Annotated in this window: 16 protein-coding genes; 15 read left to right on the plus strand and 1 reads right to left on the minus strand. The window is 72.6% G+C overall.

Features of this window, described 5'->3' with window-relative positions; genetic code table 11:
- The first annotated feature begins 45 nt into the window (after positions 1-45).
- The 15 genes from ABZZ79_RS02425 to ABZZ79_RS02495 all read left to right on the plus strand — a co-directional run bounded on the left by ABZZ79_RS02425 (position 46) and on the right by ABZZ79_RS02495 (position 21,687).
- Positions 46-1,779, plus strand: coding sequence for an ABC transporter ATP-binding protein (locus tag ABZZ79_RS02425; RefSeq protein ID WP_356685567.1), 1,734 nt, complete (start codon positions 46-48; stop codon positions 1,777-1,779).
- A complete protein-coding gene (locus ABZZ79_RS02430) occupies positions 1,779-3,707 on the plus strand; it encodes an ABC transporter ATP-binding protein (protein WP_356685568.1) in 1,929 nt (642 codons plus the stop codon). Before ABZZ79_RS02425 ends, ABZZ79_RS02430 begins: the two co-directional genes overlap by 1 nt.
- A 471-nt stretch (positions 3,708-4,178) precedes the next feature.
- The gene (locus ABZZ79_RS02435) at positions 4,179-4,637 is read left to right on the plus strand and encodes a hypothetical protein (RefSeq protein ID WP_356685570.1); all 459 of its coding nucleotides are present in this window, start codon (positions 4,179-4,181) and stop codon (positions 4,635-4,637) included.
- A gap of 8 nt (positions 4,638-4,645) precedes the next feature.
- On the plus strand, positions 4,646-5,674 hold the full coding sequence (pstC, locus tag ABZZ79_RS02440; RefSeq protein WP_356685572.1) for a phosphate ABC transporter permease subunit PstC: 1,029 nt from the start codon (positions 4,646-4,648) through the stop codon (positions 5,672-5,674).
- Positions 5,675-5,676: 2 nt separating this feature from the next.
- Positions 5,677-6,915 carry a phosphate ABC transporter permease PstA gene (pstA, locus tag ABZZ79_RS02445; protein WP_356685574.1) on the plus strand — a complete coding sequence of 413 codons (1,239 nt, stop codon included), beginning with the start codon at positions 5,677-5,679 and terminating at the stop codon, positions 6,913-6,915.
- Between the two features lie 45 nt (positions 6,916-6,960).
- Entirely contained in the window at positions 6,961-8,715 is a 1,755-nt protein-coding gene (gene pstS / locus ABZZ79_RS02450) for a phosphate ABC transporter substrate-binding protein PstS (protein ID WP_356685576.1), read from the plus strand.
- Entirely contained in the window at positions 8,712-11,288 is a 2,577-nt protein-coding gene (locus tag ABZZ79_RS02455) for a hypothetical protein (protein ID WP_356685578.1), read from the plus strand. The genes pstS and ABZZ79_RS02455 overlap by 4 nt, the downstream gene beginning before the upstream one ends.
- Positions 11,289-11,391: 103 nt before the next feature.
- Complete coding sequence (locus ABZZ79_RS02460) at positions 11,392-12,378, plus strand: hypothetical protein (protein WP_356685580.1); 987 nt, start codon at positions 11,392-11,394, stop codon at positions 12,376-12,378.
- Positions 12,379-12,420: 42 nt separating this feature from the next.
- Positions 12,421-13,995 (plus strand): Ig-like domain-containing protein, encoded by a 1,575-nt coding sequence (locus tag ABZZ79_RS02465; protein WP_356685582.1) that lies wholly within the window; start codon positions 12,421-12,423, stop codon positions 13,993-13,995.
- 170 nt (positions 13,996-14,165) lie between these two features.
- A complete protein-coding gene (locus ABZZ79_RS02470; RefSeq protein ID WP_356685584.1) occupies positions 14,166-15,995 on the plus strand; it encodes a DUF916 domain-containing protein in 1,830 nt (609 codons plus the stop codon).
- Between the two features lie 50 nt (positions 15,996-16,045).
- Positions 16,046-16,969 (plus strand): hypothetical protein, encoded by a 924-nt coding sequence (locus ABZZ79_RS02475; protein WP_356685586.1) that lies wholly within the window; start codon positions 16,046-16,048, stop codon positions 16,967-16,969.
- 89 nt (positions 16,970-17,058) lie between these two features.
- Complete coding sequence (locus tag ABZZ79_RS02480) at positions 17,059-18,357, plus strand: Ig-like domain-containing protein (protein ID WP_356685588.1); 1,299 nt, start codon at positions 17,059-17,061, stop codon at positions 18,355-18,357.
- Positions 18,354-19,298, plus strand: coding sequence for a class E sortase (locus ABZZ79_RS02485; RefSeq protein ID WP_356685590.1), 945 nt, complete (start codon positions 18,354-18,356; stop codon positions 19,296-19,298). Before ABZZ79_RS02480 ends, ABZZ79_RS02485 begins: the two co-directional genes overlap by 4 nt.
- 117 nt (positions 19,299-19,415) lie before the next feature.
- Positions 19,416-20,195: a phosphate ABC transporter ATP-binding protein gene (locus tag ABZZ79_RS02490; protein ID WP_356685863.1), complete on the plus strand. Its 780-nt coding sequence runs from the start codon at positions 19,416-19,418 to the stop codon at positions 20,193-20,195.
- Between the two features lie 190 nt (positions 20,196-20,385).
- Positions 20,386-21,687, plus strand: coding sequence for a hypothetical protein (locus ABZZ79_RS02495; RefSeq protein WP_356685592.1), 1,302 nt, complete (start codon positions 20,386-20,388; stop codon positions 21,685-21,687).
- A gap of 6 nt (positions 21,688-21,693) precedes the next feature.
- Here ABZZ79_RS02495 and ABZZ79_RS02500 read toward each other — a convergent pair whose 3' ends face one another.
- A complete protein-coding gene (locus ABZZ79_RS02500) occupies positions 21,694-22,731 on the minus strand; it encodes a rod shape-determining protein (RefSeq protein WP_356685593.1) in 1,038 nt (345 codons plus the stop codon).
- Between the last annotated feature and the right edge of the window lie 116 nt (positions 22,732-22,847).

A 22,847-nucleotide genomic window follows, 5' to 3' on the forward strand; every position in this document is an offset into this window, starting at 1 on the left:
GACCGCCCCCATCGCCGACCCGCCGCCGACTCCGAGAGAAGCGACGTGCTCATACGACTTCTGCGGGCCCACCTCAGTCCCTACCGCAAACCCATCGCCCTGCTGATGCTGCTCCAGTTCCTGCAGACCTGCGCCACCCTCTACCTGCCCACCCTGAACGCGGACATCATCGACAACGGTGTCGTGCACGGGGACACGGGCTACATCCTCACCTTCGGCGCACTGATGATCGCGATCTCCATGGTCCAGATCGTGTGCAACGTCGGCGCCGTCCACTACGGCGCCCGCACGGCCTCCGCGCTCGGCCGGGACGTGCGCGCCGCCGTCTTCGAGCGCGTCCAGTCCTTCTCCTCCCGTGAGCTCGGCCACTTCGGCGCCCCGTCGCTGATCACCCGGACGACCAACGACGTCCAGCAGGTGCAGATGCTGGCCCTGATGGCGTTCACGCTGCTCGCGTCGGCGCCGATCATGTGCGTCGGCGGCATCGTGATGGCCCTCGGCCTGGATGTGCCGCTGTCCGCCGTGCTGATCGCGGTGGTGCCGGTGCTCGGCATCTGCGTGACGCTGATCGTGCGGGCCCTGCGGCCGCTGTTCCGGGCCATGCAGGAGCGCCTGGACACGGTGAACCGGGTGCTGCGCGAGCAGATCACCGGCAACCGCGTCATCCGCGCCTTCGTCCGCGACGAGTACGAGCAGCAGCGGTTCCGGAAGTCCAACACCGAGCTGACCGAGATGTCGCTGGGCACCGGCCGGCTGCTCGCGCTGATGTTCCCCATCGTCATGACGGTGGTGAACCTGTCGTCGATCGCGGTGGTGTGGTTCGGCGCCCACCGCATCGACAGCGGCGGCATGCAGATCGGCGATCTGACGGCGTTCCTCGCCTATCTGATGCAGATCGTGATGTCCGTGATGATGGCCACCTTCATGTTCATGATGGTGCCGCGCGCCGAGGTGTGCGCCGAGCGCATCCAGGAGGTCCTGGACACCGAGAGCAGCGTGGTGCCGCCGGCGAACCCGGTGCGCGAGCTGCGCCGCCACGGGCATCTGGAGATCCGCGGCGCCGGGTTCCGCTACCCGGGTGCCGAGGAGCCGGTGCTCAGGCACGTCGACCTGGTGGCCCGCCCGGGGGAGACCACGGCCGTGATCGGTTCGACCGGCAGCGGCAAGTCCACCCTGCTGGGGCTGGTGCCGCGGCTGTTCGACGCCACCGACGGCCGGGTGCTGGTCGACGGGGAGGACGTGGCCGCGGTGGACCCGCAGGTGCTGGCACGGGTGGTCGGGTTCGTGCCGCAGAGGCCGTATCTGTTCGCGGGGACGGTCGCGACCAATCTGCGCTACGGCGATCCGGACGCCACCGACGCGGATCTGTGGCACGCGCTGGAGGTGGCGCAGGCCAAGGACTTCGTTCAGGCGCTGGAGGGCGGTCTGGACGCGCCCATCGCGCAGGGAGGCACCAATGTCTCCGGCGGTCAGCGCCAGCGCCTGGCCATCGCGCGCACGCTGGTGCAGCGCCCGGAGATCTATCTGTTCGACGACTCCTTCTCGGCGCTCGACTACTCCACCGACGCCGCCCTGCGGGCCGCGCTGGCGCGGGAGACGGCCGAGGCGACCGTGGTGATCGTGGCGCAGCGGGTGGCGACCATCCGTGACGCGGACCGGATCGTCGTGCTCGACGAGGGCCGGGTGGTCGGCGAGGGCCGCCACCACGAGCTGATGGCGGACAACGAGACCTACCGGGAGATCGTGCTCTCCCAGCTGACGGAAGCGGAGGCCGCCTGATGGCCGGGCCCATGGGGCGGATGATGGCCGGGGGCGGCCCGGACCAGCGCTCGCTGGACTTCAAGGGGTCGTTCAAACGGCTCGTCGCGCAGTTCCGGCCGGAGCGGCTGACCATCGGCGCGCTGCTGCTGTGCGTGGTCGTCAGCGTGGGTCTGTCGGTGGCCGGGCCGAAGATCCTGGGCGAGGCCACCGACCTGGTGTTCGCGGGGCTCGTCGGGCGGCAGATGGAGCCCGGCCAGAGCAAGGAGCAGGTCCTCGACGGCATGCGCGAGCGCGGCGACGGCGACGTCGCCGACATGCTGCGGGGCACCGACTTCACCCCCGGCGAGGGCATCGACTTCACCGCCGTCGGGCATGTGCTGCTGATCGCGCTCGGGGTGTTCCTGGCCGCCGGTCTGCTGATGGCGGTGGCGACGCGGCTGGTGAACCGGTCGGTCAACAACACCATGTTCCGGATGCGCGAGGACGTGCAGACGAAGCTGTCCCGGCTGCCGCTGTCGTACTTCGACAAGCGCCAGCGCGGTGAGGTGCTCAGCCGGGCCACCAACGACATCGACAACATCGGGCAGACCCTTCAGCAGTCGATGGGCCAGCTGATCAACTCGGTGCTGACGGTCATCGGCGTGCTGGCGATGATGTTCTGGGTGTCCTGGCTGCTGGCGCTGGTCGCGCTGGTCACCGTGCCGCTGTCGTTCGTCGTGGCGACCCGGGTCGGCAAGAGGTCCCAGCCGCACTTCGTGCAGCAGTGGCGGGTCACCGGTCAGCTGAACGCGCACATCGAGGAGATGTACACCGGCCACACGCTGGTGAAGGTGTTCGGGCGGCAGCAGGAGTCGGCGCGGCAGTTCGCCGAGCAGAACGAGGCGCTGTACGAGGCCGGGTTCAAGGCGCAGTTCAACAGCGGGATCATGCAGCCGCTGATGATGTTCGTGTCGAATATCAACTACGTCCTGGTGGCGGTGGTCGGCGGGCTGCGCGTGGCCTCCGGCACGCTCTCGATCGGTGATGTGCAGGCGTTCATCCAGTACTCGCGGCAGTTCTCCATGCCGCTGACGCAGATCGCGTCGATGGCGAACCTCGTGCAGTCGGGAGTCGCCTCCGCCGAGCGGGTCTTCGAGCTGCTGGACGCCCCGGAGCAGTCCGCGGAGCCGGCGGCGGGCGGGCGGCCGAAGCAGCTGCGCGGGCGGGTCGCGCTGGAGGAGGTGTCCTTCCGCTACGACCCCGACAAGCCGCTCATCGAGGACCTGTCGCTGAAGGTCGAGCCGGGGCAGACGGTGGCGATCGTCGGGCCGACCGGCGCGGGCAAGACCACGCTGGTCAATCTGCTGATGCGGTTCTACGAGGTGTCCGGCGGGCGGATCACCCTCGACGGGGCCGACATCGCGGGGATGTCCCGCGACGAGCTGCGTTCGGGGATCGGCATGGTGCTCCAGGACACCTGGCTGTTCGGCGGCACGATCGCGGAGAACATCGCCTACGGGGCCTCACGCGAGGTCACCCGCGGGGACATCGAGGAGGCCGCGCGGGCGGCGCACGCGGACCGTTTCATCCGCACCCTGCCCGACGGCTACGACACCGTGATCGACGACGAGGGCACGGGGGTGAGCGCCGGCGAGAAGCAGCTCATCACCATCGCCCGCGCGTTCCTGTCCGACCCGGTGATCCTGGTGCTGGACGAGGCGACGAGTTCGGTGGACACCCGCACGGAGGTGCTGATCCAGAAGGCGATGGCCAAGCTCGCGCACGGCCGCACCTCGTTCGTGATCGCCCACCGGCTGTCGACCATCCGGGACGCCGACACGATCCTGGTCATGGAGAACGGCTCGATCGTCGAACAGGGCGCCCACGCCGAGCTGCTGGCGGCCGAGGGCGCGTACGCGCGGCTGTACAAGGCCCAGTTCGCGGAGGCGGTGGCAGAGGTCGACTAGTGCCCCGACAGGCAACGTTCGCCCCGTCGCGACGCCCGGCACGCCCTCTCGCCGCACCGGGCACAGACCCAAGTACATCCAGTACGAGGGCCTGCACCCGGCACACCGAGAGCACGCGCCGGACGCCGCTCCTTGACGGGCAAACGCTGCCTGCCGGGACACTAGGGCCTGTCGCGGGGCCCGTCCCAGGGGCCCCGGCCTCGCCGTCTCGTCACGGTCCCCCGGTGCGGCACGTCCGCGCCGGGGGATTTCCCATGTCCGGCCGCTGCCGGGCGCGCCTGGTGACATCCTGTCAGCTCTCCTCAGAACCTCCACAAGCACCGAACCCTCTCGTTCATCTCACCTGCGTTCGGCCTTCACTCAACTGTGGGCCCAGCTCGTACACAGGTCCGGGACTCTCAGTGCGCTTTGGGCTGTTCTCCGCCGCTGGCGGAAAACAGTCCCTGGGGCGACAGGGAGGGGGTGGTTTCCATGGTTCCGTCGCGTTTTCTGTACGTCGTGCGCGGGGCGCAGCGAAGACCCGCGGGGGCGGCGGAGGGCGGGTGCGTCGGCTGGCGGCTCGTCGGCTCCAACCATCGTGAGCTGGGCCGCAGCGCCGAGATGTACGCGGGCTTCGCCGAGTGCCGCGCCGCGCTGCTGAGGCTGCGGGAGCGGATCGGGGACGCCCGGGTGCTGCTGACGACCACGGAGTCGGCCGGTGGCTGGAGTTGGCGGCTGGAGATCGACGGCCGCGCCGCCGCGGTCGCCGGACGGCCGTACCAGCGGCAGCGGGACTGCCAGTACAACCTCGGGCAGTTCGTGAACGCGGTCCCGGTGGCGGAGCTCACCGAGCCGACGCTGCCCCGGGCGAAGGAAGAGCGCGCGGTCCGGGTCCGGACCGCCGCCGAGGACCGCGGCGTCACGGGCCGCACCGGATCGGGTGTGAAATGAGCGTTGTCATGCCCAGGCTTGGGTCCTCGCCCGAGCCTGGACCGGAGGGCGGTCACCCCGACGACGCGCGGCGGGTGTCGCGCGGCCGCGTCGAGCCGGTGGACCGCGTCTTCCAGGGCCTGCTGCGCGGCAGCGGGGCCGGGGTACTGGCGATCATGCTGCTGGTCGGTGTCTTCCTCACCTACCGCGCGGCCCAGGCGCTGCGCGTGGCCAGGTGGGACTTCATCACCACCGAGGCGTGGGAGCCGGACTCGCACAACTTCGGCATCGCCGCCGTCCTGATCGGCACGGTACTGATCGGTGTGACGGCGATCTGCTTCGCGCTGCCGCTGGCGCTCGGCACCGCGCTGTACATCTCGGAGTACGCGCCGCGGAAGCTGAAGCGGACCCTGATCAGCCTGGTCGACCTGATGGCCGCCGTGCCCAGCGTGGTGTTCGGCCTGTGGGGCCTGTTCCTGTTCCAGGGGGAGGTGACCGGGGTCTCCCGCTGGATCTCCACCTACTTCGCCTGGATCCCGGTCTTCGAGGTGGACGGGGCCGACCCGGGCGACCCGCTCCAGACGGCCACCGCCTACACCTCCTCGACCTTCATCGCCGGCCTGGTCGTGGCGCTGATGGTCACGCCGATCGCCTGCTCGGTGATGCGCGAGACGTTCTCCCAGGCGCCCCAGGGCGAGCGGGAGGGCGCGCTGGCGCTGGGCGCGACGCGGTGGGGCATGATCCGCGCGGTGGTCCTGCCCTACGGCCGCGGCGGCATCATCGGCGGCACCATGCTCGGCCTCGGCCGGGCGCTGGGCGAGACGATCGCCATCTTCATGATCATCTCTCCGGTGTTCAAGGTCCAGTGGCACGTCCTGGAGAACGGCGCCAACTCCGTCTCCTCACTGATCGCCCTGCGCTACGGCTCCGCGAGCAGCTTCGGCATGTCGGCCCTGATGGCCGCGGGCCTCGCGCTGTTCGTCCTGACCCTCATCGTCAACTTCATCGCGTCCTCGATCGCGGCCCGCAGCCGCTCGGGCGCCGGCGCGGAGGCCTGAACATGACCACCGACCTCCTCGACAAGCCCCGGACCGTGCTGCCGGTCGCCGAAGACGGCCCGGAGGCGCGCCGCAGCACCTCGACCGTGCACGGCTCCGACCTGCTCGCCCTCGCCGGCGCCGCCGCGGGCTCGCTCGCGCTGACCGCGCTGCTGTTCGTCTGGGTCGCCCCGTTCGACTCGGCCCTCGGTTTCGTCGTCGTCGCGTACCTGAGCTTCCTCGGCCTGTACGCCACCCTCGTCTCCTTCGACGAGGACGGGCCGGCCGTGCGCGACAAGGTCGCCGCCGTCGTCTGGCAGAGCCTCGCCCTGCTGCTGCTCAGCGCGCTGGTGATGGTGGTCGCCTTCACCCTGTGGCGCGGCCGCTCGGCGCTGGTGCACCTCAACTTCTTCACCGAGGACATGTCCAGCACCGGCCCGCTGGAGCCGCTCACCAGGGGCGGCATGGTCCACGCGATCGTCGGCACGCTGGAGCAGATCACCATCTCGCTGCTGGTCACCGTCCCGCTCGGGCTCGCCTGCGCGGTGTTCCTCAACGAGGTGCCCGGCCGCTACGCGCGTTTCGTGCGCACCATCGTCGAGGCGATGACCGCGCTGCCCTCGATCGTCGCGGGTCTGTTCATCTACGCCACCGTCATCCTGATGCTGGGCATCGACAAGTCCGGCTTCGCCGCCTCGCTCGCGCTCAGCGTGATGATGCTGCCGATCATCATCCGCGCCGCCGACGTGGTGCTCAGGCTGGTGCCCGGCTCCCTGCGGGAGGCCTCCTACGCCCTCGGCGCGAGCCGCTGGCGCACGGTGTGGACGGTGGTGCTGCCCACCGCCCGCTCCGGCCTGACCACCGCCGTGATCCTCGGCACCGCCCGCGGCATCGGCGAGACCTCGCCCGTGCTGCTCACCTCCGGCGTCAACGCCGGGCTGAACGCCGACCCGCTGAACGGCCCGCAGATCTCGCTGCCGCTGGCCACCTTCGACCTGGTGCGCTCGCCGCAGCCCACCTACATCGTCCGGGGGTTCGGCACCGCCGCCCTCCTCATGGCCCTCGTCCTGCTGCTGTTCGTGCTGGCCCGTGTGGTCGGCGGGCGCGGTCCCGGCGAGCTGACCTGCGGTCAGCGCCACCGCCGCGTGCTGGCCTCCCGGCGCGACGTCGAGCGGATGTCCGCGCGCGCCCGGCGCCACCACCCGCCCACCGGCGCACGGCACCGGCCGGCCGCCGACCGGTCCGGACCGAACCCCGCGTAACCCGCCGCACACACCAGCGACTTCACCGACCAGGAGTTCCCCGTTATGCCCGGATCACCTCCGGCCACGTCCAGCCGCGTCCCGGCGCGGGCCCTCACCGCGCTCGTCCTGTTCGCCGCCCTGCTCCTCGGCGCCCTCCCCGCGCACGCGGCGACCTATGTGCCGATCTCGGGGGCGGGCTCCACCTGGAGCCAGAACTCGCTGGACCAGTGGCGGGCCAACGTCAAGCAGTACGGCATGACCGTGACCTACAACGGCACGGGCTCCTCCGACGGCCGCAACCAGTTCCGCAACGGCACCGTGGACTACGCCGTCTCCGAGATCCCGTACGGCATCAAGGACTCCGGTGTCGTCGACAACCCGCCCGCGCGCAAGTACGCCTACATGCCGATCGTGGCCGGCGGTACGTCGTTCATGTACAACCTGACCATCGGCAACCGGCGGGTCACCAACCTGCGGCTGTCCGGCGACGTGATCGCCAAGATCTTCACCGGGCAGATCAAGACCTGGAACGACCCGGCCATCAAGGCGGACAACCCGGCGCTCGCCGCCGCGCTGCCCGCCCGCCGGGTGGTGCCCGTGGTCCGCTCCGACGGCTCCGGCACGACCGCGCAGTTCACCACCTGGATGAGCAAGCAGTACCAGGGCCTGTGGGACGACTACTGCCGCCGCGCGGGCCGCACCACCCCCTGCGGCGCCACCTCCAACTACCCGGTCGTCTCCGGCAGCGGCTTCGTCGGCCAGTCCGGCTCCAACGGCGTCTCCGGTTACGTCTCCCAGCCCGGCAACGTCGGCACCATCACCTACGTCGAGTACTCCTACGCCGTCTACACGACCAAGTTCCCGGTCGCCAAGGTGCTCAACAGGAGCGGGTACTACGTCGAGCCGACCGCGAAGAACGTGGCCGTGGCGCTGCTGAAGGCGCGCATCGACCAGAACCCCCGCTCGCCGCGGTATCTGACGCAGATCCTCGACGACGTCTACAACAGCGCCGACCCGCGCTCGTACCCGCTGTCCAGCTACAGCTACATGATCGTCCCGACCAAGGTCGAGCAGAACTTCAACGCCCAGAAGGGCAAGACCCTCGGCGCCTTCGCGTACTACTTCCTGTGCGAGGGCCAGCGGCGGGTGGACAGCCTCGGCTACTCGCCGCTGCCGATCAACCTGGTGACGGCGGGTCTGGACCAGGTCCGCAAGATCCCCGGCGTCGACACACAGCGCATCGACATCAAGAAGTGCAACAACCCCACCTTCTCCGCCGACGGCAGCAACACCCTCGCCAAGACGGCCCCGTACCCGAAACCGTGTGACAAGCGCGGTTCCAGCCAGTGCGCGACCGGCACGGGCGGTGACACGGCCCCGACCCAGGTCGGCGGCGGCTCCGGCGGCTTCGGTGGCACGACGGGCTCGACGGGCTCGACCGGCGGCACGGGCGGCGGCAACGGCTCCGGCTCCGGCGGCGGTTCCGCCAGCGGCGGTGGGGGCGGTACGGGCGGCGGCGCGGGCACCACGGGCAGCGGCGGCACCGGCGCGGGCACCGGCGGCGCCGCGGCCTCCGGCGGCCCGGGCGGTACGGGCGGCGGGACCGTCGACCCCGACACCGGCCAGGTCGTCGGCGCCGACGGCGGCGTGAGCGGCGGCACCGGCGTGGACGCCTTCGCCCTGCCCGTCAGCACCTCCCGCAGCATCGGCTCGGGCACCCGTACCGCGCTCATGGCGGTGGCCGGCGTCCTGCTGGTGGCCCTCACGGTCGGGCCCCCGCTGCTCGGCCGGCGTCTGAGGCGGAGCGGCCGCGCATGATCTCCGAACTCCGCAGGTCACCCGTCGGCGCGGTGCGCCGGTTCCTCACCACGTCCACGGCGGTGGCGGTCACCCTGTGCTCCGTGATCGGCGTCACCGCGCTGGTCTCGGCGCCCGCCCCCGCCGAGGCGGCCGGCACCTCCTCCGAGGTGACCGTCTCCGGCAAGGACGACTTCGCCGACCTGAAGGTGACGGTCAGCCAGACCCGCAACCTGGTCAACCAGGTCGTCAAGGTGTCCTGGAAGGGCGCCGCCCCCACGGTCTCCGCCTCCGACTACTCCGCGAACTACCTCCAGGTCATGCAGTGCTGGGGCGACGACCGCAGTGGCCCCGACCCCAGGCAGTGCCAGTTCGGCGGCTCCTCCGCGTTCGGCGCGGGCGCCGGCGGCCAGGCGGCCGGCGCCTACACCAACACCCGCCAGCTCAGCTACTACAGAGGGCTGGAGGACCCCGAGCAGGAGCTGCCGCCCCCCGGCGAGACGGGCATCTCCTACATGCCGTTCCGCTCGGTCTCCGGGGACGTGTTCGAGAAGGGCAACTCGAACGACTTCTACGACGGCAACACCACCAACGAGATCCCCTACGCCCGCACCGGCCCCAACGGCAAGGGCGAGGTGTGGTTCGAGACCCAGACCGGCCTGGAGGCCCCCGGTCTCGGCTGCGGCGAGAAGGTCGACGGGTCCACCGCCGGACGCAGATGCTGGCTGATCGTCGTGCCGCGGGACGACAAGGAGGTCGACGGCACCGCGTACACCACCCAGTCCGGCGGCATGCTCCAGTCGTCGCCGCTCAGCGCCAGCAACTGGAAGCACCGTCTCGTCGTACCCCTTCAGTTCGAGCGGATCGGCACCTTCTGCCCGCTCGGCGCCCAGGAGCGCAGCACGATCGGCACCGAGATCGTCCGTGAGGCCGTGGAGCGCTGGCAGCCCGCGATGTGCACGACCGCGGGCAGGACCATCTACTCCTACTCGTCCGTCACCGACGACACCGCCCGCGGGCAGCTGTTGCAGAGCGACGAGCCGGGTCTGGTGTTCATCGGCCGCCCGCCCGCCCGCGACACGGTGCCCGCCGACCGGCGCCCCGTCTACGCCCCCGTCGCCCTGTCGGGCCTGACCTTCGGCTTCTTCATCGAGAGCCAGGCGGGGTTCAACGCGCCCGCCGAGGTCAAGGCCCGCAACGGCACCCGGCTGCGTTCGCTGAACCTCACCGCGCGCCTCGTCGCCAAGCTGCTCACCGAGTCCTACCAGGACGGCAACTCGCGCCGCGCGCCGAGCACCGAGAAGAACCCCTTCAACCTCGGCCACGACCCCGAGTTCCTGAAGTACAACCCGGACTACAAGGACCTCCTCTTCCGCGGCGCCCTCGGTGACGCGCTGGTCTCCCAGCCCGTGTCCGACGCGACGTGGGCGCTGTGGAACTGGGTCAGGAGCGACCCGGCCGCCGCCGAGTTCCTCGCCGGCACCGCCGACAACGAGGGCAGCCACGGCGACCCCGCCTTCTCGGGCATGAAGGTCAACCCCGCCTACACGGACCTGGCGCTGCCGCGCAGCGAGTTCCCCAAGAGCGACCCGTTCTGCCAGCGGTTCGAGGACCACCCCGAGCAACCGCTGTGCATCCAGGACAAGCACCCCTACGCCGGCGACCTGCACGTCGCGGCCCGCTCCGCCGCCCGCGGCGACACCCTGGCGCGCACCACCTGGGACGCCACCTCGACCCCGCCCGGCTACAAGAAGGACCCGCTCCAGCCGGCCGGCCAGCGGGCCATGCTGGCCATCACCGACTCGGCGACCGCGGCCCGCTACGGCCTGGTCACGGCGAAGCTCCAGAACGCGGCCGGTGACTTCGTCGCCCCCGACAGCCGCGGGCTGCTGGCCGGCCAGGCGGCCATGAAACCCAGTGACATCCCCGGGTTCCTGGTCGCCGACCCGGCCACCAGGAGCCGGGCGGCCTACCCGCTCACCCAGCTCGCCTACGCCGCGACCGTCCCCGAACTCCTCGACACGAAGGCGGGCAGCGAGTACGCCGCCCTGCTCAAGTACGCGGTAGCCGGCGGACAGACACCCGGCGTGGCGGCGGGCACCCTGCCCGAGGGCTACGCTCCCCTGCCCACCGCGCTGCGCACCCAGACCCGCGAGGCCGCCGACGCCATCGTGCGAAGGGCCGGCCCCAGGACGCCCGGCGACCCGACGACCGGCAGCGACTCCTCCGGTGGCAACGCCGGTCCGGGCGGCGGCACCAGTGGCGGGGGCGGCACCGGCGGCGGAACGGGCGGCGGCGCCACGACCGGCGGTGCCGGGGCTCCGAGCAGCTCCGCGTCCGCGACCGAGAGCGCCGCGAGCGGCGACCCCTCCGGGAATCCGTCCACCACACCGGCGGCGGCCGCGAGCGGGCCGCTGCTGCGCACACCTTCCTGGGCGCTCGGCGCCGTGCGCTACGCCCTTCTGATCGCCCTGGTCACCGGCGTCGCCGCCGCCGTCTGCGGTCCCGTCCTGCCGAGGGCCGTACCGCGACTGGCCGTGGCCATAGCCGACCGGCGGGCCAGGGACCGACGGTCACCGAGCCCGAGGAGGTGATGCCCGGCCCGATCCACCGACAGGTCCGCGCCAACGAACTGTCCTGAAACACCGCGCCGGGCATCACCGCCCGGCAAAAGCCTAGTCGAGAGGTATCAAGCAAGTGAACAAGAGAATGGCCGCAGTTGCCGCCGTGGGCCTCGCCGGCCTCGTCACCGGCACCCTCAGTGTCACGCAGGCCTCCGCCGACCCGTCCGGCCCGCCGCAGTACCGTCAGCTGGCCGGTGTCGGCTCCGACACCACGCAGGACGTCATGAACGGCCTGGCCAACGTGATCACCATCGGCGGTCAGAAGGTCATCGGCTCCTACGACGCCACGGGCTCCGCCAACATCACCACCAAGGCCACGGGCTGCACCATCGCCCGCCCGAACGGCTCGGGTGCGGGCCGTACCGCCCTGGTGAACTCGCTGGGCGCCAACAACGGCTGCCTGGACTTCTCCCGCTCCTCCAGCCTGAACCTGGCCGCCACCCAGAACGGTCTGACCTACGTGCCGTTCGCCGTGGACGCGGTCTCCTACGCGCTCACGCCGTCCTCGGTGGTGCCCCGCAAGCTCAGCAAGGCCGACCTCACGGCCATCTACCACTGCGACCCCAACTACGTGGGTTCCGCTCCGAACTACGACGTGACCCCGCTCCTGCCGCAGGCCGGTTCCGGCACCCGCAGCTTCTGGATGGGCCAGGTCGGCATCACCGAGGCCGACGTGACCGCCGGCAACTACCCGTGCATCAAGGACGCCAAGAACGGCTCGCCGGTCCAGGAGCACGACGGCCGTGTCCTCGACGACAAGTCGATCGTCCCGTTCTCCATCGCGCAGTACAACTCGCAGGCCTCGCAGACGATCGCCGACCTCCGCGGCCGCGCGATCCTCGGCACCATCGACGACCTCGCGCCGAACGTGCTGAACAGCAACTTCGCCATCAAGCGCGATGTCTACAACGTCATCCCGACCAGCAAGCTCTCCACCGCGCCGTGGAGCACGGTCTTCGTCGGGGCCAACTCCCTGATCTGCCAGCAGCCGACGGTGATCAACACCTACGGCTTCGCGACCAACGCGCAGTGCGGCGACACCAGCAAGCAGACCCCCTGACGCTCCTGATTTCTTCCTGAGAACCTGAAGGAGAGCACGACAGTGCTGAAGAAGACCCTCTCGCGGGCGCTGGCGGGTGGCATCGCGGGTGCCGTCGCCATCCTGGCCGGCGGCCTCGTCGCGGCTCCCGCCGCGCAGGCTGCCGAGATCGGCACCGCCTCGGTCACCCCGGCCACGGGCGCCGACACCTCCGGTATGTCCCTCACCACGTCGGCGGCCTGTCCGGCCAACGCCACCAACATCATCGTCTCGGTCACCGGCTCCGGCTTCCCGGCCGCCGGCCAGAACGTGGTGGGCAACTCGCCGATCGCCAGCTACTCCACCGCGCCCAGCGGCGGTCTGATCATCCCGCTGACCTCGACCATGCGGGACTACGCCAACACGGCGGGCTTCACCAACCTGACCGGCAAGTACACCTTCAAGGTCACCTGCCGCACCGCGTTCAACGCCACCAGCCTCGGCGACTTCCCGGCCTCGGTCTGGTTCACGTCGAACACGGCGTACCAGGACTCGGACCCGGCCGCGGTCACCGACACCACCACCGCCCTCGCGGTCTCCCCGGCCTCGCCGGTCACCGCGGGCACCCCGGTCACCCTGACCGCGACCGTCGCCCCGGCGGCGGCGGGCGGCCAGGTCCAGTTCCGTGACAACGGCCAGCCCCTGGGCGGCCCGGTCACCGTCTCCGCCGGCCAGGCCCAGCTCACCACCAGTGCCCTGGGCGCGGGCAGCCACTCCCTGACGGCGGCCTTCACCCCGTCCGGCAGCGGCTACAACGGCTCCACCTCCAGCGCGGTCGCCTACACCGTCCAGGCCGCTCCGGCGACCCAGACCACCACGGCGCTCGCGGTCTCCCCGGCCGGCACGGCGACCAAGTTCAGCCCCGTCGCCATGACGGCCTCCGTGTCGCCCGCCTCGGCGGCCGGCTCCGTCAAGTTCCAGGACACCGTGGGCGGCAGCACCACCACGCTGGGCACCGTCCAGGTCGTGGGCGGCCAGGCCTCCTTCACCACCAGCAGCCTCGGTGAGGGCGACCACTCCTTCACGGCCGAGTTCGTCCCGGCGGACTCCGCCGCCTACACCGGCTCCACCTCCGGTGCCGTCCCCTACGTGATCGGCGCCTTCCAGGGCGTCACCGCGTCCGAGGACATCACCACCACGGTCGAGGCCGGCGCGCTGGTCATCAGCGTCGACAACCCGCACGTGACGCTGCCCTCGCCGCAGCTGAACACCAACGGTGACCTGCTCGCCACCGCGGGCGCCATCAACCCGGTCACCCTCACCGACACCCGCGCCGGCAACCCGGGCTGGAACGTCAGCGGCCAGGTGACCGACTTCTCCGACGGTGGCTCGCACCGGATCAACGGCCAGAACCTCGGCTGGACCCCGAAGGTGATCGACAAGGGCGCGTCCCAGACGGTCACCGCCGGCGGTGCGGTCGCGGCGGCCCACGGTGTCGCCCCCGCCGACTCCGGCGCGGCCGGTCTGAAGTCCTCGCGTTCGCTGGCGGGCGGCACCGGTCTGGGCACCGCCCACCTCGGCGCCGACCTGACCCTGAGCGCGCCGACCTCGACCGTGGCCGGCACCTACACCGCCACGCTCACCCTGACGGCCATCTGACCTTCATGTGATGGCCGAGGGGCGAACGCCTCACCCCCCGAGGATCGCCCCGGGCCGGGACGGACGGCTCATCCGTCCCGGCCCACCCCCGCTCCAACGCCCCACCGGTCAGGCCCCGGGGCCTGCTCCGGGTTCGGAACAGGTTCTGGCCCGAGAACGGACGACCCGACATGATCACCAGCCCTGCCCGCCGCATCGCCGCCGTCCTGGCCGCCTGCGTCCTCGCCGTCCTGCCGGCCACCACCGCGTCGGCCACCGCACCGGACGCCGTACCGGGCGAGGCGGGACGTGCGGGCGACGGACGCGTCACGTTCGGCGTCCAGCCCTCGGCCGCCAGGAAGCCCGACGCCCGGCCCAACTTCTCCTACGGCGCCACCCCCGGCGCCCGCGTCCAGGACCACATCGCGGTCATCAACTACAGCAAGCGGCCCGTGACGCTGCGGGTGTACGCCCAGGACGCGTTCACCACCGCCGACGGCGGTTTCGACCTCTTCGCCGCCCGGCACGAGCCCACCGACGTCGGCTCCTGGATCGACCTGCGCACCAACCGCGTGAAGGTCCCCGCCCGTGGCCGCGTCATCGTGCCGTTCACCATGACCGTCCCGGCGAAGGCCACCCCGGGCGACCACACCGGCGGCATCGTCGCCTCGCTCTCCGCGCCCGGCAAGGACGCCAAGGGCAACGACGTCGCCCTCGACCAGCGCGTCGGCGCGCGCATCTACCTCCGGGTGGCCGGCGAGCTGTCGCCCCGGCTGTCCGTCGAGAACCTGCGCACCGAGTACCACGGCAGCGCCAACCCCTTCGGCACGGGCGAGGCGACGGTGACGTACACCGTCCGCAACACCGGCAACGTACGGCTGGCGGCCCGTCAGAAGGTCGAGGTCCGCGACGGACTGGGCGGCACGGCGACGGTCGCCAGGATGCCCGCCCTGCCCGAACTGCTGCCCGGCGACTCCGTGACGTACCGCACGACCGCCACCGGGGTGCTGCCCGCCTTCCGGGACAGGGCCACGGTCACCGTCGACCCGCAGCCCGTGCGCGGCGACATCAAGCACCGCATCCTGCCCCGTGTCACCCGCACCGAGGCCTTCACCGCCGTGCCCTGGGCCCTGCTCGGCCTGCTGCTCGCGCTGGCGCTGCTCACCGCCGCGCTGCTGATCCGCCGGAGCCGGCGCCGCCGGGCCGCGCGGGTGCCGCTCGCGCCCGCCCGCACCCGCGTCCGGGAGGCCGTCGGCCTGGCCGCCGCCGGTCTGCTGGCCGCGAGCACGGTCGTCGCCGGCACGCCCACCGACGCGCGGGCCGCGGACGGCGGCAAGCTCGGCGTCACCCCCGCCAAGGGCAGCGACACCCAGCCCATCACCCTCACCGCGGACTCGCCCTGCCCCGCCAGGACCCAGAACGTCATCGCCCGGGTCAAGGGCGCCGGCTTCCCGCGCGAGGGCCAGATCGTCGTCGGCAACGCCCCGCTGAGCACCTACGGCCAGGCCGTCGGCGGCGGCCCGGCCATCCCGCTCACCTTCACCATGCGGGACTACGCCACCACGGCCGGGTTCACCGACCTGCGCGGCACCTACACCTTCACCGTCAGCTGCCTGCGGGCCCCCTTCGACCTGGACAGCATCCAGGACTTCACCGGTTCGCTGAACTTCCGGCAGGAGAAGGCCTACCAGGACGGCACCAAGGCGGCGCCGCCCAAGGCCCCCGCGCCGGGCCGTCCGGCAGGCGGCACCGGCGGCCCGGCGGGCACCACCCCGGCCCCGGGCGCCGGCGCATCCGGCGCGCAGGGGCAGCAGCCCCAGGAGCCCAACGGCATCCCGGTGCCCGGCTCCGTCCCGCCCGGCGGCGCCGTCCCGCAGGGCGGCGCACGGCCCCAGGTCGCGGCCTCGGCCTCCGACAGCGGGCCCAGCGCCTGGTCCCTGGCGGGATTCGGCCTGTTCGCGCTGGCCCTGGCGGCGGGCGCCGCCCTGTGGCTGCGCGGGCGCCGAACCCCGTCCGAGTGACCGCGCGCCCACCCCGTACCGACCGAATCACTGCCTAGGAGAGAAGCCCCGTGTCCCTCACAGCTCGCACACCCCGGATGTCCAGGGCGGCCACGACCCGCGTCGGCTCGCTGATCGCCGCCGTCGGCACGGCCGGGCTGCTCGGCACGGCCGCGACCGCCGTGCAGGCCTCGGCCGCCGAGGCCCAGGTCTCCCTCGGCACCCTGAGCGTGACTCCCGAGACCGGCACGGACGCCTCGGGCATCGCACTGAACACCTCGGCGGCCTGCCCGGCCGAGGCGACGAACGTGATCGTCGCGGTGAAGGGAGCGGGCTTCCCCGCGGAAGGCATGAACGTGGTCGGCAACTCCCCGATCACCGCCTACCCGGCGAACGAGGCGGGCGGCCACCAGGTGCCGCTGACGTCGAGCATGCGGGACTACGCCAGCACCGCCGGGTTCGAGACCCTGACGGGCCGCTACGAGTTCACCCTGACCTGCCGCAAGGCGTTCGGTTCCACCACCTTCGGCGACTTCACCGGGTCCATCTGGTTCACCTCGAACACCACCTACCAGGACACCGACCCGACCGGGGCGACCACCAGCCCCACGCCGTCGGACTCCGTCAGCACGACCCCGTCCGACTCGGCCACGCCGACCGGCACGGCCGAGCCCACGGACACCGGCGAGCCCACCGACACCGGTGAGCCGACCGACACCGGCCTCCCGACCGACGACACCACCACGCCCACCGACGACACCACGGCCACCGACGACGGCACCTCGGGCGGCGACGGCTCCCAGGACATCTCCACCGAGGTCAACGGCGGTGCCGACGGCGGCGGTTCGGGCGGCGGCGGTTCGCTCGCGGCGACCGGCAGCAACGCGGTCGGCCTGGGCGCGCTGTCGGCCGCGATGGTCCTGGGCGGCCTCTACCTGGTCCGCCGCTCCCGCCCGCGCGAGGACTTCCACAGCACCGAGGGCGCGCACCTGTGAGTCCGGGCCCCCGGCTCACCAGGCACACCGGTGAGCCGGGGCCCGGCACCGCGACAACGCACAGACAACCACTGGAGAAACGACACACCATGCATGCCAAGGCTGCACGCCGCCCCCTGGCGGCCACCCTCGTGTCCGTGCTCGCCGCCGGTGCGCTCGCGCTCGGCACGAGCGGCGCCGAGGCGGACCCCATCGGCTCGATGGAGGTGACCCCGCACGCCGGTTCGGACACCCAGGGCATGGCGCTGACCACGTCCGCGGCCTGCCCCGCCCCGGCCACCAACATCATCGTCGGCGTCAAGGGCCAGGGCTTCCCCGCCACCGGCCAGATCGTGGTGGGCAACTCCCCGATCAGCGCCTACGCCCCGTCCCCGAGCGGCGGCATCGTCGTGCCGCTGACCTCGACCATGCGGGACTACGCCAGCACCGCCGGGTTCGACACCCTGACGGGCCGCTACGACTTCACACTCACCTGCCGCGGCGCCTTCGGGTCGACGACCTACGGCGAGTTCACCGCGCCGATCTGGTTCACCACCGACACCACGTACCAGGACTCCGCGCCCTCCACGGCCACGACCACCACCCTCACCGCGAGCCCCGCCAATGAGGTCGTCGAGGGCAAGCCGGTCACGTTCACCGCGACCGTCGCCCCGGCCGCCGCGTCCGGCACGGTCCAGTTCCGGGACAACGGCCAGGCGCTCGGCAGCCCCGTCACCGTCGCCGGCGGCCAGGCCACCCTGACCACCGGCACCCTCTCCGTCGGCACCCACAAGCTGACGGCCGCCTTCACCCCGGCCGACGCGGCCCACGGCGCCTCGGGGTCCGCGGAGCTGACCTACAAGGTCAAGATCAAGCCCCCGGCGGTCGTCTCGGCGGCCAAGGTGACCGGCACGGTGAAGGTCGCCTCCACGGTCACCTGCGAGGTGACCTTCAACGGCGCGAGCTCGGTGGCGTACTCCTGGCTGCGGGACGGCTCCACCATCAGCGGCGCCACCGCGCGCACCCGCAAGCTGACCTCCACCGACTACAAGCACAAGATCGCCTGCCGGGCCAAGGGCACCAACAGCACCGGCAGCACCACCTCCACCAGCCCCCAGGCCGGCCCCGTCGCCGTCGGCCCCGCGCTGAAGAACACCGCCAAGCCGTCGATCTCCGGCACCCACCGGGCCGGCTACAAGCAGACCGCCAGGCCGGGCAGCTGGTCGCCCAGCGCCACCTCGTACAGCTACCAGTGGCTGCGCGACGGCCGGGCGATCAGCGGCGCCACCCGCTCCACCTACACGGCCACCCGCTCCGACCGCGGCCACAAGCTCACCGTCAGGGTGAAGGCCAAGCGCACCGGATACTCCACCGGCACCGCCACCTCCGCCGCGGTGAAGATCGGATGACGGCACCCACCGCCGCCCCGGCCGGGCCCGAGGCAGCCGACCGCACGTCGGCTCCCGTGCCCGGCCGGGCACGGCCCGAACGCCCCTCGGCGGCCGGCCCCGGCCTGCGCGTCGCCGGGGCCGCGCTGAGCATCCTGGCCGCGCTGCTCCTCGGTCTCGTCGCCGACGCCGGCCTGGTCAGCGACCTGCGCCAGTCCCGGGACCGGCAGGTGGACCACGCCGCCCTGCGCCTCGCCCTGGCCAACGGCACCGCGCCGATCGGGCAGTCGGCGGGCGGCAGCAAGGCCCCCACGCCCGGTGAGCCGGTGGCGCTCCTGGAGATCCCCGCGCTGCATCTGCGCGAGGTCGTCCGCGAGGGCACCACCGCCGGCGACCTGGCCCGCGGCCCCGGCCACCGCCGGGACACCCCGCTGCCCGGCCAGTCCGGCACCAGCGTCGTCCTGGGCCGCCAGGCCACCTACGGCGGGCCCTTCCGCCACATCGACGAGCTGAACACCGGCGACACGTTCACCGTCACCACCGGCCAGGGCAGGCACACGTACCGGGTGATCGGCCCGCGCCGGGCCGGCGACCCGCAGCCGCCCGCGCCCGAGAACGGCCGCGGCCGCATCACGCTCGTCACGGCCGACGGCACCCCGTTCATGCCCCGCGGCATCCTGCGCGTGGACGCCGACCTGGTGTCGGACGTACAGCCCACCCCGGCCCCGGCCGTCGCCGCCGGCGCGCTGCCACAGGACGAGAAGCCGATGGCCGGCGGAGAGTCCGCCTGGCTGGCGCTCGTGCTGTGGGGACAGGCGCTCGTGCTGGCCGCCGCCGCCCTCGCCTGGGCGCACGCCCGCTGGGGCAGGCCGCACACCTGGGTCGTCGGCGTGCCGCTGCTCGGCGCGCTCGGCCTGGCGGTCGCCGACCAGGCGCTCATGCTCCTGCCCAACCTGCTGTGACGACCTGTGAGATCACTCGCCGATGAAGGACACGCCGTGACCGACCAGACAACCCAGACCGAGACCACGCTGCCCCTCCCACCGGTCCCACCGGTCCCGCCGGTCCCGGCGCCCGCGGTGACCGGCGCGACGCTCGACGCCCGTCGCATCTCGGCCTGGTTCGGCGACCACAAGGTGCTCGACCGGGTGTCGCTGACCATGCCCGCCGGCCTGGTCACGGCCCTCATCGGCCCCTCCGGCTGCGGCAAGTCGACGTTCCTGCGCATCCTCAACCGCATGCACGAGCTCGTCCCGGCGGCCTCCCTGTCCGGCGAGGTCCTGGTCGAAGGCCAGGACATCTACGCCGCGGGCCAGCGGCTCACCGAGGCCCGGCGCAAGGTCGGCATGGTGTTCCAGAAGCCGAACCCGTTCCCCGCGATGTCGATCTACGACAACGTCACCTCCGGCCTGAAGCTCACCGGCATCCGGCTCGGCTCCGCGGCCAAGGACGACCTGGTGGAGGAGTGCCTGACCAAGGGCGGCCTGTGGCGGGAGGTCAGGGACCGGCTCCGCCAGCCCGGCGGCGCCCTGTCCGGCGGCCAGCAGCAGCGCCTGTGCATCGCCCGCTCCCTCGCGGTGCGCCCCAAGGTGCTGCTGATGGACGAGCCCTGCTCGGCCCTGGACCCGACCTCGACCCGCCGGATCGAGGAGACCATCCGGGAACTGGCCCACGAGGTGACCATCGTCATCGTCACCCACAACATGCAGCAGGCCGCCCGCGTCTCCGACCAGTGCGCCTTCTTCCTCGCCGAACAGGGCACGCCCGGCGCGATCGTCGAGCACGGCGCCACCGGGGCGATGTTCTCCACCCCGCAGGACCCGCGCACCGCGGACTACGTGGAGGGCCGCTTCGGCTGACCGGGACGGGGGGTGTCCGGCGCGCGTAGCGTGAAAGCGTGCGCGTGCCGGTCGTCGAGGACGGGGAGCGGGGCGCGGTTCACGGCGGTGCTGCCGTCGGGGGGAGCGGGCTGAACCGTCCGTCAGGCCCGTTCGGGGGGCGCGTTCAGCACCGGTGAGGCAGGGCCGGGGGAGAGCTGAGGAGGCCGTCATGAGTCACCGGATCGTGTGGCCCGCGCTCGGCGCCGCCGTTCTGCTGGCGGGAGGCTGCGCCGGGGACTCCGGGAGCGCCGAGGGCAGCGGCCGCGACGGCGAGTGCGTGAAGGCCGTCGACGAGGACACCGGCAGGACCGGCGACACCTGTCTGCCGCTCGCCCCGCGGGCCGACCGCGTCGACCTCGCCGAACCGCGCTTCACGCACCCCACCGACATCGACAACCCGCTGCACCCCACCGCCGAGCTCGACCAGACGGTCTACGGCGGCCAAGTGGACGGCCGGCCCTTCCGCAGCGAGGTCACCCTGATGCCCGGTACCAAGGAGATCACCTTCGACGGCCGTACCGTCCACGCGCTGACCTCGCAGTACGTCGCCTTCTCCGGCGGGCGGATCGCCGAGGTCGCCCTGGACTGGTACGCGCAGGCCGACGACGGCTCCGTGTGGTACCTCGGCGAGGACGTCCTCAACTACGAGGACGGCGTCGTCGCCGACACCGAAGGCACCTGGCAGGCCGGCCGGGACGGGGCACCCGCGGCGATGATCATGCCCGCCGATCCGGCGAAGGGGGACGTGTACCGGCCGGAGAACCAGCCGGGCGTGGTCTTCGAGGAGGTCCGGGTCAAGGCCGTGGACCGGACGGTGGACGGGCCGTACGGGGACGTCACCGGGGCGATCACCGTGCGGGAGCTGCACATGGACGCCTCGACCGAGGACAAGGTCTTCGCGCCCGGCTACGGGGAGTTCTCCACCGGCACGCCGGACGAGCTGGAGGCCGTGTCGCTGGCGGTGCCGGCCGACGCGCGGACGGGTCCGGTGCCCCGGCGGCTGGTCGAGCTGGACCAAGCGGTCGACGCCCTGTACGCCGACCCCGGAGCCCCCACCGCGCGGGCGGCCCGGGACGCCTGGGAGGCCTATCGGGTCTCCGACGCCGTGCCCGAGCTGCTGCGCACGCAGACGAGCCGGGACCTCGACGCGCTGAGCGCCTCGCCCGCCGACCGGGCGGCCGCGCTGCGCCTCGCCCAGGACGTGTCCGACCTGCGGCTGCCGTACGAGGGAGCGGACACCGTGGACCGGGCCCGGCTGGCGCTGTGGGCACGGCAGCTGGGCGTCGACGCACGGGCCGGGGACGAGGGTTCGGTGGCCGGGGACGTGACGGGCCTGGAGCTGGTGTGGCAGCGGCTCGACGGGGACGACCCCGCCGTGTCCGCCGCTGTGGAGCAGGCCCGGGACGCGGCCGACCGGGGCGACACCGGGCAGGCCGCGACGGTGGCCGACCGGCTGCTCAACGCCCTGTGACGGCCCTCAGCTGCTCAGCGGATCCAGCACCAGGGGCTGGATCCGGCCCTCCAGCATGGTGCCGAGGCCCTGCACCGCGCACACGTCGGGGCGTTCCGCGATGTGCACCGGCATGCCGGTGGCCTGGCGGAGCATCTGGTCGAGCCCGGGGAGCAGGGCGCTGCCGCCGACCATCATGATGCCCCGGTCGGCGAGGTCGGCCACCAGGTCGGGCGGGCAGGCGCGCAGTACCTTGCCGATGCCGTCGAGGACGGCCGTCAGCAGGGTCTGGATCGCGTCGCGCACGGCGGCGGTGTCGACCTGGACCGAGCGGGCGAGGCCGGTGGCGACGTCGCGGCCGTGGATCTCCGTGGAGGCCGGGCCCTGTGCGGTCAGGCCGTTGCCGGACAGGGCGAGCTGGAGCGGCCGGACCGACTGGCTGGGCAGCATCAGCTCGTGCTCGTGCCGCAGGTGCTGCACGATCGCGTGGTCCACGGCCTCGCCGCCGACCGGGATGCGCTCGGCGGTGACGAGCGAGCCGAGGGAGAGCACGGCGACCTGCGTGGCGGCGGCCCCGCAGTCCAGCACCATGGTCGCCTCCGGCTGCTCGACCGGGAGGCCGCAGCCCACGGCGGTGGCGATGAGGGTGTCGACCAGTTCCACGCGGCGCGCCCCGAGGCCGACCAGGGTCTCGATGGTGGCGCGCCGGGCCAGCGGGTCCGCGTCGTGCGGGGTGCACGCGGCCGCCCGCAGCCGGGGCTTGCGGCGCAGCGAGCGGCGGATCTTGTCGCCCAGCAGGTGGCGCAGCATCCGCTGGGCCATCTCGATGTCGACGACCGTGCCGCCGGAGACGGGGCGTACGACGCGGATGTAGCTGGGGGTGCGGCCCGTCATCTTCTCCGCGAACTCGCCGACCGCGATCAGCGCGCCGGTGCGGGTGTTGACGGCGGCGGCGGACGGCTGGTCGACGACGAGCCCGGCGCCCTTCACGTACACCCGCGTCCGCGCCGCGCCGAGGTCGACGGCGAAATGGCAGCGGCGCAACTGCTCCAGACTGGCGGTCATTGGCTGGTCCTCCCGAGAGCGCAGACCGTGGGGCCGCCGGGGGGCGGGCCTCGCTGTGCCGGCCGCCGGGCGGCGGGCCGTACTCGCATGGTGCGGGGGCCTCGGGGGCGGGCGCC

It is taken from the genome of Streptomyces sp. NPDC006458 (assembly GCF_040612135.1).
Classification (GTDB): domain Bacteria; phylum Actinomycetota; class Actinomycetes; order Streptomycetales; family Streptomycetaceae; genus Streptomyces.